12 protein-coding genes are annotated in these 14,767 nt (G+C 72.4%); 5 read left to right on the top strand and 7 right to left on the bottom strand.

All coding sequences use genetic code 11. The annotated features are described in order from the left end of the window. The first annotated feature begins 33 nt into the window (after positions 1-33). From E3T42_RS12495 to E3T42_RS12480, 4 genes are all read left to right on the top strand, one after another. Entirely contained in the window at positions 34-528 is a 495-nt protein-coding gene (locus tag E3T42_RS12495; RefSeq protein WP_134403096.1) for a Dps family protein, read from the top strand. 74 nt (positions 529-602) lie between these two features. After that, positions 603-1,679, top strand: a complete 1,077-nt coding sequence (locus E3T42_RS12490) for an acyl-CoA/acyl-ACP dehydrogenase (protein WP_134403095.1) — start codon at positions 603-605, stop codon at positions 1,677-1,679. Next, positions 1,676-3,166, top strand: coding sequence for a bifunctional PIG-L family deacetylase/class I SAM-dependent methyltransferase (locus E3T42_RS12485; RefSeq protein ID WP_241976118.1), 1,491 nt, complete (start codon positions 1,676-1,678; stop codon positions 3,164-3,166). The genes E3T42_RS12490 and E3T42_RS12485 overlap by 4 nt, the downstream gene beginning before the upstream one ends. Beyond that, on the top strand, positions 3,163-3,927 hold the full coding sequence (locus E3T42_RS12480) for a glycosyltransferase family A protein (RefSeq protein ID WP_134403093.1): 765 nt from the start codon (positions 3,163-3,165) through the stop codon (positions 3,925-3,927). The genes E3T42_RS12485 and E3T42_RS12480 overlap by 4 nt, the downstream gene beginning before the upstream one ends. A 22-nt stretch (positions 3,928-3,949) precedes the next feature. On the opposite strand, the gene E3T42_RS12475 is transcribed toward E3T42_RS12480, so the two are convergent. The 6 genes from E3T42_RS12475 to E3T42_RS12450 all read right to left on the bottom strand — a co-directional run bounded on the left by E3T42_RS12475 (position 3,950) and on the right by E3T42_RS12450 (position 12,141). Next, positions 3,950-5,206 carry an HNH endonuclease signature motif containing protein gene (locus E3T42_RS12475; protein ID WP_134365026.1) on the bottom strand — a complete coding sequence of 419 codons (1,257 nt, stop codon included), beginning with the start codon at positions 5,204-5,206 and terminating at the stop codon, positions 3,950-3,952. A 387-nt stretch (positions 5,207-5,593) separates the two neighbouring features. Next, positions 5,594-6,826: an imidazolonepropionase gene (gene hutI / locus E3T42_RS12470; RefSeq protein ID WP_134365027.1), complete on the bottom strand. Its 1,233-nt coding sequence runs from the start codon at positions 6,824-6,826 to the stop codon at positions 5,594-5,596. Continuing rightward, the gene (locus E3T42_RS12465) at positions 6,823-8,370 is read right to left on the bottom strand and encodes a formimidoylglutamate deiminase (protein WP_134403092.1); all 1,548 of its coding nucleotides are present in this window, start codon (positions 8,368-8,370) and stop codon (positions 6,823-6,825) included. The genes hutI and E3T42_RS12465 overlap by 4 nt, the downstream gene beginning before the upstream one ends. Next, on the bottom strand, positions 8,367-9,578 hold the full coding sequence (locus E3T42_RS12460) for an allantoate amidohydrolase (RefSeq protein WP_241976116.1): 1,212 nt from the start codon (positions 9,576-9,578) through the stop codon (positions 8,367-8,369). The genes E3T42_RS12465 and E3T42_RS12460 overlap by 4 nt, the downstream gene beginning before the upstream one ends. 160 nt (positions 9,579-9,738) lie before the next feature. Then, on the bottom strand, positions 9,739-11,397 hold the full coding sequence (hutU, locus tag E3T42_RS12455) for a urocanate hydratase (RefSeq protein WP_134365030.1): 1,659 nt from the start codon (positions 11,395-11,397) through the stop codon (positions 9,739-9,741). Positions 11,398-11,469: 72 nt separating this feature from the next. Further along, entirely contained in the window at positions 11,470-12,141 is a 672-nt protein-coding gene (locus E3T42_RS12450; RefSeq protein ID WP_134365031.1) for an IclR family transcriptional regulator, read from the bottom strand. Positions 12,142-12,242: 101 nt separating this feature from the next. Here E3T42_RS12450 and E3T42_RS12445 point away from each other — a divergent pair, with 101 nt between their 5' ends. Continuing rightward, entirely contained in the window at positions 12,243-12,644 is a 402-nt protein-coding gene (locus E3T42_RS12445; RefSeq protein WP_134365032.1) for a PPOX class F420-dependent oxidoreductase, read from the top strand. A 30-nt stretch (positions 12,645-12,674) separates the two neighbouring features. On the opposite strand, the gene E3T42_RS12440 is transcribed toward E3T42_RS12445, so the two are convergent. Next, positions 12,675-13,865 (bottom strand): M23 family metallopeptidase, encoded by a 1,191-nt coding sequence (locus tag E3T42_RS12440; protein ID WP_134403090.1) that lies wholly within the window; start codon positions 13,863-13,865, stop codon positions 12,675-12,677. Positions 13,866-14,767 lie beyond the last annotated feature (902 nt).

Here is a 14,767-nt window from a genome sequence, read left to right as displayed (position 1 = left end):
CGTGTTTCCCCCATCTGAGAGGGGCGCAACACAGTGAAGGCATCAGCAGAACTCGGCTCCAACCTGCAATCCGTGCTCGTCGACCTGATCGAGCTGCACGTGCAGGGCAAGCAGGCGCACTGGAGCGTCGTCGGCAAGAACTTCCGCGACCTGCACCTGCAGCTCGATGAGATCATCGACGACGCCCGGCTGTTCTCCGACGAACTCGCCGAGCGGATGCGTGCACTCGACTCCCTGCCGGACGGACGCAGCGAGACGGTCACCGCGACCACCCACCTGGCCAAGTTCCCGGCCGGAGAGGTGGACACCGCCGAGACGGTCGGCCTGATCACCGACCGCCTGAACGCGACGGTCGACAACATCCGTGCCGTGCACGACGCGGTCGACGAGGAAGACCCGACCAGCGCCGACATCCTGCACGGTTTCACCGAGAAGCTGGAACAGTACGCCTGGATGGTCAGCGCCGAGAACCGCACCCCACGCAAGCCCACGGCCAAGGCGCCGACCAAGCCGGTCGGCAAGGCCTGAGGCACAAGCCTGAGCTTCAGTTCAACGCGCCGGCGAGCGGACTCGGCGCGGTCGGCACGACACAGGGGGTCGGTGTGACGCGGATCGAGAGCGCGAAACCGGTCTGGCTGACCCCGATCGGGAAGCGCACGGCGGAGGCCGGTCTGCGCGATGCCGCGACGGCGGCCTGTGCCGTGAACGGTGACGCCGCGCGGGCCCTGGACCTGGCCCGCGCGCTCGGCGGCAGTGTTCCCCGGCCGGGATCGGGGCAGACGCGCCGGCTGTTCGAGACGCTGGCCTCCCTCGCCGCGGCAGACCTCACGGCGGGGCGGGTCGTCGAGGCGCACCTGGACGCGCTCGCCATCCTGGACCAGGCCGGCGTCGACCCGGCCGGGCTCGTCGGCGGTGGCACCACGGAATCGAGCTGGGGCGTCTTCGCCGCCGAAGGCACGGGGAGCCGGCTCGACGCGCGGCCGGCCGGCGGCGGGTCGTGGCAGCTCGACGGCACGAAACCCTGGTGCTCGCTCGCCCGCTCGCTCAGCCACGCCCTCGTCACGGCACACACCTCGGCCACCACCCGGAGGCTGTTCGAAGTCGACCTGGCCGACCCCGGGATCACCGTCCACACGGAGGCGTGGGTGGGTCGAGGGCTCCCGGCCGTACCCAGCGGACCCGTCGAGTTCCGGGGCGTCCGGGCCCGGCCGGTCGGGGACGACGGCTGGTACCTCCGCCGACCGGGCTTCGCCTGGGGTGGGATCGGCGTCGCGGCCTGCTGGTGGGGCGGCGCCGTCGGCGTGGCCAGGCGGGTCTGGGAGTCCGTGCTCGAGCGGGAACCCGATCAGATCGCGCTCGCGCACCTGGGCGCCCTCGACCTCGCGCTGACGACAGCCGGGGTCTCCCTGACTGACGCGGCTGCCGCGATCGACGCCGGGGATGCCGCCGGGGAGCAGGGCGCCCTCCTCGCGGCGCGGGTGCGCGGCCAGGTCGCGCGCACGGTCGACGAGGTGATCACTCGAACCGGCCACGCGCTCGGCCCCGCACCGCTCGCCCTCGAGGCCCGGCACTCCGCTCGCGTCTCCGATCTGCAGCTGTACGTGCGCCAGCACCACGCCGAACGGGACGACGCGGCGCTCGGCCGCCGGCTGCGGGATGCCGGCGTATCCCCGTGGTGAGCTTCAGCCACACGGATGCCGGCACGCCCGAGAACCTGTGGGCGGCGGCGCATCGGGAGGCCGTCGCAGCGGGTGAAGCGGCATCCGTCGGCTCGGTGGCCCCCGGATCCGGACCACTGTCGCCGGCACCGCCGGTGCAGGCACTGTGCGTCGACGACTTGCTCCGGCTCGTCGTGATCGCTGCGCACCCCGACGACGAGACCCTCGGCGCCGGCGGGCTGATCGCGTGGGCCGGGCGGGCCGGAGTCCCGGTGACGGTCGTGGTGCTCACCAACGGTGAGGCCTCCCATCCCGGGTCCGGCACGCACGACCCCGCGCGGCTCGCGGCATTGCGCCGGGTCGAGGTGACGGCGGCCATCCCAGCGCTGGCACCCTCGGCGTTGGTGCGCCTGCTCGACCTCCCCGACGGAACCCTGGCCGGGCATCGTGACGAGGCGTCCCGAGCGATTTCCGCCGAGATCGGCTCGGACGGACCGGGAACCTGGCTGGTCGCCCCCTGGACGCTGGACGGACATCCGGACCACGCTGCGGCGGCAGAGGCCGCCTGCCACGCCGCTCGCGGCCGGGGCGTCAGTCTCTTCGCATACCCGATCTGGGCCTGGCACTGGTCCACGCCCGGGGACCCGGTCTGGTCGGACGGCGTGATTCGCACCCTGGAGCTGGCACCCGAAGACCGTCGGCGTAAGACCCGGGCGATGGCCCTGCATGTCAGCCAGGTGCAGCCGCTCTCCGGGCTGACCGGAGACGAACCGATCATCCAGGCGGCTTTTGCCGCGCACTTCGAACGCGGGTATGAGACCTTCATCGAGATCGAGATCGAGATGGAGATCGAGATGGAGATCGAGATGGAGATGGAGGTCGAGGTCGAGGTCGAGGTCGAACCGAGCCTGTCCGGTGCCTTCTTCGAGGAGTTCTACGCCGGGAAGCGTGACCCCTGGGGGTTCGAGACCCGGTGGTACGAGGAGCGCAAGCGATCCCTGACCCTGGCGGCCTTGCCTCGCAAACAATTCCGGGCGGCGCTGGAACTGGGCTGCTCGATCGGCGTCCTCACGGCCGGCCTGGCCGACCGGTGCGACACCGTCGCCGCGGTCGACGTCGCGGAGCAGCCGCTGCGGGAGGCCCGAGCCCGGCTGGCCGCACACCCCGGCGTCACCTTCGCCCGGCGCACCCTGCCCGCCGAGTGGCCGGAGGGCAGCTTCGACCTGATCGTGTTCTCCGAGGTCGGCTACTACTTCTCGGCGGTGGAGCTGCGCGAGGTGCTCCGGCGATGCCGCGGCAGCATGGCACCCGGTGGCGTGATCGTGGCCTGCCACTGGAGGCATCCGGTGCCCGAGTATCCGTTGAACGGCGACCAGGTGCACGCAGAACTCGGCAGGCTGGCCGGGTTCGAGCGCACGGTGGAGCATCGGGAACGCGACTTCCTGCTCGAGGTGTTCGAAGCCGCGCCGACGCGCTCGGTCGCGCAACGCGAAGGCCTGACACCGTGACGGTCGGCGGGGCGGTCGGCGAGGCGATCGACAGGGTCGTCGTCGTGGTCCCGGCCCGTGATGAGGAGGAGCTCCTGCCACGGTGCCTGGCCGCGTTGACCGTGGCGGTCGGGGAGGTCGCCCGCGTGGCAGGCGAGGCGCCGCCCGTGATCGAGGTCGTGGTCGTGCTCGACCGGTGCAGCGACGGCACGGCCGAGGTCGCTGCTGACTGGCCTGCGTTCGCGAGCATCAGCACGGACGGTGGCGGCGTCGGCCTTGCCCGCCGGGCGGGGGCGCGGCACCTGCTCCCGACGTTGACCCACTTCTCCACCGCGACGTGGATCGCGACGACGGATGCCGACTCCGCCGTGCCGCCGAACTGGCTGACCGCGCAGCTCGCCTTCGCCCGCAACTCCGTCGATCTCGTGCTGGGAACCGTGGTGCCTGACGACCGGCTGTCCGACGGAGGCAGGGAACTGTGGGACGCCGCGCACCGGCTGGTAGAAGGGCACCCCCATGTGCACGGCGCGAACCTCGGGGTGCGTGCCGACCGGTACCTGCAGGCCGGCGAATTCGCCCTCGTCGACGGGAACGAGGATGTGCGGCTGGTTTCGGCGCTGCGCCGCCTCGGGGTGAGCGAGATTCGTACCGAACTGATCCCCGTGCTCACCTCCGGTCGGCTCGCCGGGCGCGCCCCGGCGGGATTCGCCGGCTATCTGCGTGACCAGGCGGCGGGGGCCCGGGTCGGTGTGCTGCCCGACGCGGCAGACGTTTCGCTCTAGAGTCCTCAAAACGGCGGTGCCCTCAAAACGGCGCGTCGTCCGGGGGATCTGCGGTCGGCGGCCCGGTCGGGAGCACGGTGGCGGGCTCGGTGACGAAGTCCCGACCCGTTGGGGACGTCCAGGTCAGGATGCCGCCCGGTTGCTGGGTGACGGTCCACCGGGTCTGGGTTTTCAGAGCGTGGTTGGGTTTGCACAGGTGTGCGAGGTTGTCGTGCGCGGTCTCGCCGAGCAGGGCCCAGTCGTGGCTGTGGTCGACTTCCGCACCCCTCGCCGCCCGATGGCAACCCGGAAAACGGCAGGTCTCGTCACGGAGGCGGAGGAATCGGCGCATGGCCTTGGGCGTCTTGTACCGGTCCCGGCCCACCGAGAGCACTACGCCCGTCTCCGGGTGGGTGAGCAGCCGGGTGAAACTCGGCGCCCGCGATGCCAGATCCCGCGCCGTCGCGGGGTCGATCGGTCCGTACCCTTCCAGGTAGCCGGGTTCCTCGCTGTGCCCGAGGAGCGTCATCACCGGGACGGTCACGTGCACGGTGGCTTTGACGCCGGTGCCGACGCCGGTCGGGGTGACTCCGTTGATCAGCAGGTCGCTGATCACGTCTGTGCGCACCTGCGTGAGCGTGCGCTTCTCGCCGAGGCCCTGCAGGCTCACGGCGAGGTCGTTGGCGCGGGCGAAGATCGCCTGCACCAGCTCCGCGCCCGTCGTCAGGTAGAGGGTCGCCATCCCGTCGGCCTCCGCCTGCACGCACGAGGACCGCTCCGCGATCGACCGCGCGTGCCTCGCCGTGATCGTCTCCGGGTGCAGCCGTTCCCGGAGCAGCCTGGCCTTGTGCTTGAGCTTCGAAACGGTCAGGATCTGCGCAGCGGGCAGCAGGGCCTGTTCGAAGGCGGCGAGCCCCTCGGTGGGGATCGACCAGGCCTGCCCAAGAATCGTTTGCGCGTGCCGGTAACTGAACAGACCGTCTCTCAGTGCGGCCCGCGTCGCGGGGAGGTCCTCGGCCAGGGCCCGGCTCTCCGCGAGCAGGGTCTCCGCGGTGCGCTCCGGGATCCGCAGCGTCACGGCCAGTTCGCTGGAGAGCTCCCGTCTCGCGATCTCCGTCTGGTCCCAGAGGGACTGCGCTCCCCGCGGGATCTCCGCCGCGTGCGCCTCACTGAAGCGGCGCGCAGCCTCCACGGCATCGGCCCGCAGGGCGAAGCCTTGCGCGATCACCCGATCGGCGGCCGCAACGGCGTCGAAGAGCAGCCCGAGCTGCTCCTGGGTGGTGCTCACGGTGGTGGACATGCCTCGACTCTAGGCGCACCCTCCGACATCCCCTGAGAACAGGAAAAGCCGGTGGATAACCTGATCAAGCTGCTTTTGTGGAGGACGAGAGCAGGCTCTCACCCGTGCCGGATCCGGTACCGGACGTGAGCACGCACGGGGGAACCCAGTGCGACCCGCGGGTGATCGAACTCGTCGACCATGTTCATCCGCAACCGCTCTCAGTGGGGCGGGAGAGCACCGCATTGCCTCGGGATCCGTCCGGCTCCACGACTCGCTCGCCGGGGAAAGCTCGCACCTCGTACTGCCGGACCGGCACCGCGAACGATCACCTCGGTAGTGGTGCCGCCGCCGTTCCGCCACGGGACCGGCACGCGCTCGGTGGCCGGCAGCCAGGCCAGGCCGGCGTCAGGCATCCGTGCGACCAGAGGCATCAGAGCCACCAGAGCCGTCCAGCCCATCCGAGCCCTCCAGCCCACAGAGCCGGCTCCGCACGCCCCGCCGCCAGACGGCCAAGGTGAGCGGCACCCCCGGCCGGTAGGCCAGATGGGCGACGGATGGCGCGTCGAGCACCTGCAGGTCTGCCCACCCGCCCACCCGCAGCGACCCGGCCGCATCCGCCCCGTTCTCGCGGCCGACTGCCGCGGCGGCACCGCGGGTCGCCGCCCAGACGGCCTCGTCGATGGTCAGCCCCATCTGCAGCACCGCCGTCGAAACACAGAACGGCATCGACGTCGTGTACGAGGTGCCCGGGTTGCAGTTGGTGGCCAGGGCGATCCTCGCCCCTGCGCCGAGCAGCCTCCGGGCCGGCGGGAACGGCTGCCGGGTGGACAGGTCGCAGGCCGGCAGCAGCGTCGCCACGGTCGCCCCGCCCGCGAGCGCCTCGATGTCGCGCTCCTTCAGGTGATTGCAGTGGTCGACGCTCGCGGCGCCGAGCTCGACCGCGAGCCGCACCCCGCCGCTGAAGCCGAGCTGGTTGCCGTGCACGCGCACGCCGAGGCCGGCCGCGCGGCCGGCGAGCAGCACCTCCCGGCTCTCCTCCACGTCGAACGCGCCGACCTCGCAGAACGCGTCGATGTAGTCGGCATAAGGGGCCACCGCGGCGAGCATCGGCCCGGTGACCAGATCGAGGTAGTCGCGCCGGTCGATTCCGTCCGGCACGAGGTGGGCGCCGAGGAACGTGACCACGTCGGCCACGGATGTCGCGGCGCGCGCCGACCGGGTCTCGCTCGCCAGGTCGAGGCCGTAGCCGGTCTTCGTCTCCAGGAACGTGGTGCCCTGGGCCTCGGCCTCCCGCCGCAGCCGGGCGGCTCCCCGGGCGAGCTGTTCCTCGCTCGCCGCCCGGGTCGCGGCCACGGTGGTGTTGATGCCGCCCGCGGCATAGCGCTGCCCCGCCATCCGGGCCTCGAATTCCGCGGCCCGGTCGCCCGCGAAGACCAGGTGGGTGTGCGTGTCGACCCAGCCGGGCAGCACGGCGCGACCGCCGACATCCGTGCGGGTGTCGGCCGCGGGGGCCGCGGAGGCCGGGCCGATCCACAGGATCCGGCCCGCCTCGATCACGAGCGCGGCGTCGTTGAGGCGGGCGCGGTCATCGGCCTGGGTGGTCAGTTCGCGGATGCCGGTGATCAGTTCGGTGGTCATGGTCGGTCTCCTGGTGCGCGACTGGCAGTGTCTGAAGAGGCCGGATCGACGGCGGCAGCGGCAGTAGAAAGGGATGCGGTGGCGGAGTCGTCGACCGCTTCAAGCGCGTCGGCCGCGTCAAGTTCGGCGAGGGCGTCCCGCAGCAGGACCTCGGGACGCAGCGAGCCCCCGGGGCCGGCCGCGGTCCCGCCGGGAACGAGAATGCCCGCGTCGGCGACGACCCGGCCGCCCACGATCACCCGGCGCACGTCGGCCGCCGTGGCCGTCAGCGGCAGCTGGCCCGGCAGCGACCCGGCGGTGCGGATGCTGTCGGCGGCCACCTCCACCAGGTCGCAGAGGTCTCCCGGACGCGACCGGTTGTCGCCGAGGCCGAGGCACACATAGCCGTTCCGGCTCCCGGCGGATAGGAGTTCGGCCGGGGCGAAACGGCCGCGCCGGCCCGACGCGAGCCGCTCGCCCGCCTCCAGGCCGCGCAGTTCGAGCAGGGGGTCGACGACGGCGTTCTGGTCGGAGCCGATAGCGATCCGGGCGCCGGCCTGCTGTAGTCGGAGGGCGGGGCCGATCCCGTCGCCCAGGTCGGCCTCCGTGGTCGGGCAGATCACGACCGTTGCCCCGGATGCCCCGATCAGCGCCACATCGTCGTCGGTGAGGTGCGTGGCGTGCACGAGGCTCAGCCGCGGCTCGAGCGCGCCGATCCCGGCGAGGACGCCGGTCGGGGTGCCGCCGTAGGCGGCCAGGCAGTCCGCGTTCTCCTGCGGCTGCTCGGACACGTGAATGTGCAGGGGAACGCCAGCGGGCAGCCCTCGCAGCACCTCGCGCATCGCGTCGGGCGTCACGGCGCGCACGGAGTGGATCGCGGCGCCCAGGCTGATCCGGGGGTCGGCATCCGTCTCGCTGTGCGCTCCCATCCCGGTCTCGGCGGCTGCGTCGCTCGCGAGCGCTGCGCGCAGCGAGTGCCACCGCGCCAGCCAGCCGGCCGCCGAGCCGTCGCCGAACGCGCGCTGGCCCGGCTCGAGCGGTGACCCGATGCCGCCGGCCAGGTAGAGCGTGTCGAGCAGCACCAGACGGATGCCGACCGACCGCGCCGCCTCCGCCAGCGCGAGCTCCATGGCGTGTTCCCGGGGGTACCGGCTGCCGTCTTGCCGGTGGTGCAGGTAGTGGAACTCGCCGACCGCGGTGAACCCGCTGACCAGCATCTCGGCGAAAACCGCGCGGGCCAGCGCGAAGTAGCGGTCGGGGTCGAGGCGGCCGGCCACCCGGTACATCTCCTCGCGCCACTGCCAGAAGTCGCCGCCGCCGGCGTGGGTGCGGCCGCGCAGCGCCCGGTGGAACGCGTGCGAGTGGGCGTTGGCCAGCCCGGGCAGCACGGTGCCGAGCCGCACGTCCGTCGATCGCGGCAGGGTTCCGGGCGTGACCCGGGTGATGCGGCCGTCCGCGGCGGCCTCGAGCCGCACGCCGGGAGTCGGCACTCCGTCGATCAGCAGGGTCTCGCACCAGTAGGCGACCGCCGAAGCGCCGGCGGGCTCGCCCGTCGCCGCGCTCACAGCAGGCTCCGCAGCAGCGCCTCGAGCGCGTCGATCCCGGCCACGCAGTCCTCGACCTCGGCGAATTCCTCCGGCGAGTGCGAGATGCCGGTGGGGTTGCGTACGAAGAGCATGGCGCTGGGCACGCTCGCGGACAGCACGCCGGCGTCGTGCCCCGCGCCGGTGGGCAGCGCCGGCACCCCGCCGAGCGCAGCGGCGAACCGCCCCGCGAGCGCTGCGTCGAAGGCCACGGTGCCGGTCCAGGATTCCTCGGTGACGGCGACGGAGCATCCGTTCAGGCTCACCGCCCGCTCGACCTGGGCCGTGATCGCGGCGACGAGCGCGCGCGTGCCGGCCTCGGTGTCGCACCGGGCATCGAGCCAGGCGTGCACGCTCGACGCGATCACGTTGGTGCCGCCGGGCACGACCTCGAGGCGGCCGACGGTCGCGCGGGCGCCCGGGATCGCCGCCGCGGTCTCCTGCACGGCGACGATTGCGCGGGCGGCGGCTACCATCGGGTCGCGGCGCCCGGTCATCAGGGTGGTGCCGGCGTGGTTGCCCTGGCCGGACACGGTCAGCCGCCAGCGCCCGTGCGCCAGGATCGACGAGGCCACGGCCACCGGCCGGCCCAGGTCGATCAGGCCGCGGCCCTGCTCCACGTGCAGTTCGAGGAAGAGGCCGATCCGGGCCAGGGCCTCCGGGTCGGCTCCGAGCCGCCGCGGGTCGAGCCCGGCCGTGGCGGCGGCCTCGGCCAGGGTGATGCCGTCGGCATCCGTCAGGGCGCGCGCCCGGTCGGCGTCGATGCCGCCGGTCAGGAGCCTCGAGCCCAGGCAGGCGATCCCGAACCGGGATCCCTCCTCCTCGGCGAAGACCAGCACCGCGCAGGGACGGGAGGGCGTGAAGCCGGATGCCTGCAGCCGGCCGATCGCCTCCAGCGCGCTGACGACGCCGAGCGGGCCGTCGTAGGCGCCGCCGCCCGGCACGGAATCCAGGTGGCTGCCGGTGACGACGGCATCCGGCCCCGGGGTTCCCCACCAGGCCCAGAGGTTGCCGTTGCGGTCCGTCTCGACCGCGAGCCCGAGACGCTCGGCGCGCAGGGCGAACCAGGCCCGCAACTCGAGGTCGGGCCCCTGCCAGAGTTGGCGCGAATACCCGCCGCGGCGGGCATCCCGGCCGATGTCGGCGATCTCGGCGAGACCGGCGAGGGTCCCGTGGGCCAGTTCGCTCACTCTGACTCCCACTCCCACATTGCGCACGTAACCGCTCGCGCGCCGCCGGCTCCGAGCCCGTGAGGGGTCCCACATCGACCCTCAAAGGGCTCGCGAAGGTCGATGTGGGACCCCTCACGGAAGAAATGAGCGAACAACCCCGCAGCCCCGACTGCCGGGCTCACTCCGACTCCCACATCGGCACGCGCAGGCCGCGTTCGCGGGCGACTTCTTCGGCCCGCTCGTAGCCGGCGTCGACGTGCCGCATCACCCCGGTGCCGGGGTCGTTGGTGAGCACGCGCTCGATCTTCTCGGCCGCCAGGGGGGTGCCGTCGGCCACGATGACCTGGCCGGCGTGGATGCTGCGGCCGATCCCGACGCCGCCGCCGTGGTGGATCGACACCCAGGTGGCGCCGGACGCCGTGTTCAGCAGGGCGTTCAGCAGCGGCCAGTCGGCGATCGCGTCGGAGCCGTCTTTCATGCCTTCGGTCTCCCGGTACGGCGACGCGACCGAGCCGGAGTCGAGGTGGTCGCGGCCGATCACGATCGGGGCACTGAGCTCGCCCGACGCGACCATCTCGTTGAACTTGATCCCGGCGAGGTGGCGTTCCTTGTAGCCGAGCCAGCAGATCCGGGCTGGCAGGCCCTCGAAGTGAACCTTCCCCTGCGCTTTCGTGATCCACCGGCGCAGGGGCTCGTCCTCGGGGAACAGCTCGACGATCGCCCTGTCGGTGGCCGCGATGTCGGCCGGGTCGCCCGAGAGCGCCACCCAGCGGAACGGCCCCTTGCCCTCCGCGAACAGGGGGCGGATATACGCGGGCACGAACCCCGGGAAGTCGAACGCGCGCGCGCAGCCGCCCAATTGCGCCTCGGCCCGGATCGAGTTGCCGTAGTCGAAGACCTCGGCGCCGGCATCCTGGAAGCCCACCATTGCGGTGACCTGCTTCGCCATGGATGCCCGGGCCCGCTCCGTGAACTCCTCCGGCTTCGCGGCCGCGTAGGCGTGCCACTCCGCCACGGTGACGCCCTCAGGCAGGTAGGCGAGCGGGTCGTGCGAGCTGGTCTGGTCGGTGACGATGTCGATCGGAACCCGGCGTTCGAGCAGTTCGGCGAACACGGTGGCCGCGTTGCCGACCACGCCCACCGACAGGGCGCGCTTCTCGGCCTTCGCCGCGAGCACACGGGCGACGGCGTCGTCGAGGTCGGTCGCCAGCTCGTTGAGGTAGCCGTGCTCGACCCGGCGCCTCAGCCGGCTCTCGTCGACGTCGACGATCAGCACGGCCCCCTCGTTCATCGTGACGGCGAGCGGCTGGGCGCCGCCCATGCCGCCGGCGCCCCCGGTGAGGGTGAGGGTGCCGGCCAGGGTTCCACCGAACCTCTTGGCGGCCACGGCGGCGAAGGTTTCATAGGTGCCCTGCAGGATGCCCTGGGTGCCGATGTAGATCCAGGAACCGGCCGTCATCTGGCCGTACATGGTCAGCCCGAGCGCCTCGAGGCGGCGGAATTCCGGCCAGGTGGCCCAGTCGCCGACCAGGTTGGAGTTGGCGATCAACACCCGCGGCGCCCACTCGTGGGTGCGGAACACGCCCACCGGCTTGCCGGACTGCACGAGCAGGGTCTCGTCCTTCTCCAGCGTGGTGAGGGTGCGCACGATCGCGTCGTAGGCCTCCCAGCTGCGCGCGGCCTTGCCGGTCCCGCCGTAGACGACCAGGTTCTCCGGGTGCTCGGCGACCTCCGGGTCGAGGTTGTTCATCAGCATCCGCAGCGGCCCCTCGGTCTGCCAGCTCTTCGCGGTCAGCTCGGTTCCGCGGGCGGCGCGCACGGGGCGGGATTCGGACATCGGTGTCTCCTTCAGTGTTCGCGGAATGTTCGGGTTCGTGGGGCGTCGGTTTTCGTGGGCTCGTCGGTGAGGTCAGGACGGAGCGGGGAGGCGCTCGGCGCGGCCTAGGCCCGCCGACACCTGCCCGGCGGCGCGCGCGAGCAGGGGGCCGTAGCGACCGATATCGCCCGGCGTCACCCGGTAGCTGGGGATGACCAGGCTGAGGGCTGCGACGACGTTCGCTTCGGAACGAATGGGCGCGGCGAGGGCCGTGACATCCGTTTCGACGCCACGTTCGACGACGACGTAACCGGCCGTCGGGGTCTGCCTGGCGAGGACCTGCCCGGCAGCGGACCCGTCGAGTGGCACGGTGCGGCCGACCCAGTTCGCGTGGCGCACGGAATGGGTGCCCGGGGCGATGGCGATGTAGAGGGCGGATCGGTCGTGGCCCGCCACGCTCAGGTAGACGGATTCGCCGGTGTCGGCGACGAGTCGTTCCATGGCCGGGCGGCACAGCGTGACCAGCGATTCGCTGCTGAGCGACTGCGCGCCGAGCTGGATGATGCGGCTGCCGGGCAGGTAGGCCCCATCGTCGGTCTTGCGCACGAAGCCGCGGGTCTCCAGGGTGCGCAGCAGGCGGAGGGCGGTGCTCGGGGAAAGGTCGACCGCCCGGGAGCTCTCGGAGAGGGTGAGCCCGTCGCCGTCGCAGATCACCGCGAGCAGATCGAGGGCGCGCTCCACGGTGCGGGTGGATGACTCGGCCATAATGCTCCTTCGATGCGTTCTGTGTCATCCAGTAAAATACAGATGTCGTGCAATGGCAATAGCCAGACGGTGTTTCGGCCACCCGCGCGACATAATCGACTATGACGACAACCGCGCTGCTGGCCCTCGGGGCCGAGCAATACGTGCTCCTGACGACCTTTCGCAAGACGGGGGATGCGGTGGGCACCCCCGTCTGGATCGCGGCGGATGCCGACCGGCTGCTCGTCACGACGGGCGGCACCAGCGGCAAGGTCAAGCGCCTGCGGCACACCGAGCGGATCGAGCTCACCCCCTGTACCGCCCGCGGAGTCGTGACGCCGGGGGCGGCGACGGTCACCGCCCGGGCCCTCGTGCACACCGACGCGGAGACCCTCGCCGTGCTCGACTCGGCGCTGCTCGGGAAGTACGGCCTGAAGTACCGCGCCATCCGCGCCGCCCAGCGGCTCCGGGGATCGACCACGGAGTCCGTCGCCCTCGTGATCACAGCCGGGCAGACAGACTAGACGGCTGAGCAGTCGCTGAGCCGCAGCCGGTCAGTCGCCGAGCAGCACGCCGCGTTGAGCGAGGAACGGCCGGGCGTCGATGGCCGTGCCGTCGAGCCTGACCTCGAAATGCAGGTGGCAGCCCGTGGAGGCGCCCGTGCTCCCCACCCCCGCGATCACCTGGCCGGCGATCACGCTCTCCCCGACGCTGACGAACGTCTGCCCGTCAGCGATGTGCGCGTAGCCGGTTTCGACGCCGTCGCCGTGGTCGATCTGGATCCAGTTGCCGTAGGTGCCCTGGGGGCCGGCGGCGGTGACGACGCCCGAGGTGGCCGCGTAGACGGCGGCGCCGCAGGCCGCGCTGATGTCGGTGCCACGGTGGAACGCGCTCACCCCGGGCATCGGGCGGTCGGGCCGGGGGCCGAAGCCGTCGGTGACGTGGCCGATGGCAGGGAAGGCCCAGCCCTGACTGCTGAGTTGGCCGACGTCAGCGCGGGAGAGTAAGTCGGGCAGGGTGGTCTGCTCGGGCGGGGCAGACTGCTCGGGTAGCGGCGTCGTCTCGAACGTGGCCGGGGCGCTCGCCGCGAGGGCGGACAGCTCGCTCGTCGCCGCGTTGAGGTCCGCCTCGGAGGCCTCCATCGCGGAGCGGGTGGCGTCCAGCGGAATGGTGCCGATCAACGCCTGCAGTCCGGCGTCCTGGTCCCGCAGTGACTGCGCGAGTTGGGCATCCGCTTGAACCCGCTCCTGCACCTTGCCCAGATTCGACGTCAGCCGGGAGAGGGTGTCCAGGGTCCCGAGCTGCTGCAGCAGGTTGTCCCCGTGGGCTTCGGAGAGCAGCAGGTCGAGGGAGGCGGTGCCGGGCTGCTGCAGCCGTGCCCGCACCAGCGTGGCCAGCGCCCGCTTGGACGCTTCGGCCCTGGCATCGGCCCCGACGCTGAGGTCGTGCGCGAGGGTCGCCCGGCCGGTGACGGCGTCGAAGTCGGCCTTGGCGGACGCGTAGGCGAGCCGGTTCGTGTCGTAGGCCGCCTGAGCCGTTTGCTGGCGTGCCAGAGCGGATGCGTAGGCCGCGGCGTGCACGGCGGCAGCCGTTCTCGACTCGGCGGCGCGCTGCGCGGCGATCGCCCTGGCTTCGGCAAGGGCGCGGGCGCTTGAGGCCGAGCCGGAGGGCTGTGCGGACGGGAGCGGCGCGGCGGCCGCCGGCGGGGCGGGCAGGGGCTGGGCGGGTGCGGGCTGAACTGGCACGGATACCGGCGGCGGCTCGTCCGTCGGGTTCGTCGCGGGTGGGGTCGGCGGGTCGGGGGTCGGCGGGGGCGCTGTCGTCGGCGTCGGGGTAGGAGCTGGAATGGCAGTGGGGGCTGGGGTCGGTATGGGAGTGGGCGCCGGGTGGGGCGAAGGAACCGGCGTCCGGACCGGTGCCGGTGTCGGGACCGTTGCCGGCGTCGGTGTCGGACTCGGTGTTGGTGTCGGCGTGGCGACGGTCGGGGGAGCCGGGGTGGGTGTCGGCCCGGGGGCCGGTGCGGGGGGCACCGCTGGGCCGGGCGGGGGAACCGTTGTCGGCGTTGGCGTTGGCACGGCAGGGGGCCCCGGTGTCGGTGCCGGTGTTTGTGCCGGCTGTTCCGCCGGCCCTGGAAACGGGGTGCTCCCCGAAAACGGGGTGCTGCCCGGACCCGGCAGCGTCGGCCCCGCGTCTGCCCGGGCGGGGGCCGGGCCCCCGGCGGCCAGGAGCAGAGTGATCGCCAGGCACGCGCCGGAAGCGGCCAGACGTCGTTCCGGGGGTTGCCCCGGTGCACGGCTGGTCCGGCGAGCACTCGGCCTGGAGTTCATGAGCCTGCGCAATTCATTTCGGGTGGTAGACCTGCCGTTCGAAGGGTCGCGGCGGAGACATCATGGCATGGGCCATCGGCGCTCACAAGCAGACCCGACCGGCGAACGAGAGGACAGGCACAGCGCACGGACCGGTCCGAGTTCAGCGGATGTCCGGGCCGGGATCACCCGCGCGTTGCGGCCCGCGCCCTAACGAATTCGACGGAGATTTTGCCCGAATGACCACGAAATCGGGCCCAAAGGGCACGAAAACACCCCTTCGCGGAAAAATCTCCGTCGAATTGGTTCAGCGCCCTCGGGGGGGGGGGGGGGGGGGGGGG

The organism is Cryobacterium sp. TMT4-10, assembly GCF_004403275.1.
In the GTDB taxonomy this organism is placed as follows: domain Bacteria; phylum Actinomycetota; class Actinomycetes; order Actinomycetales; family Microbacteriaceae; genus Cryobacterium; species Cryobacterium shii.
Note: the sequence above shows the minus strand (reverse complement) of the source record. Positions and strands in the feature narration are given on the sequence as shown.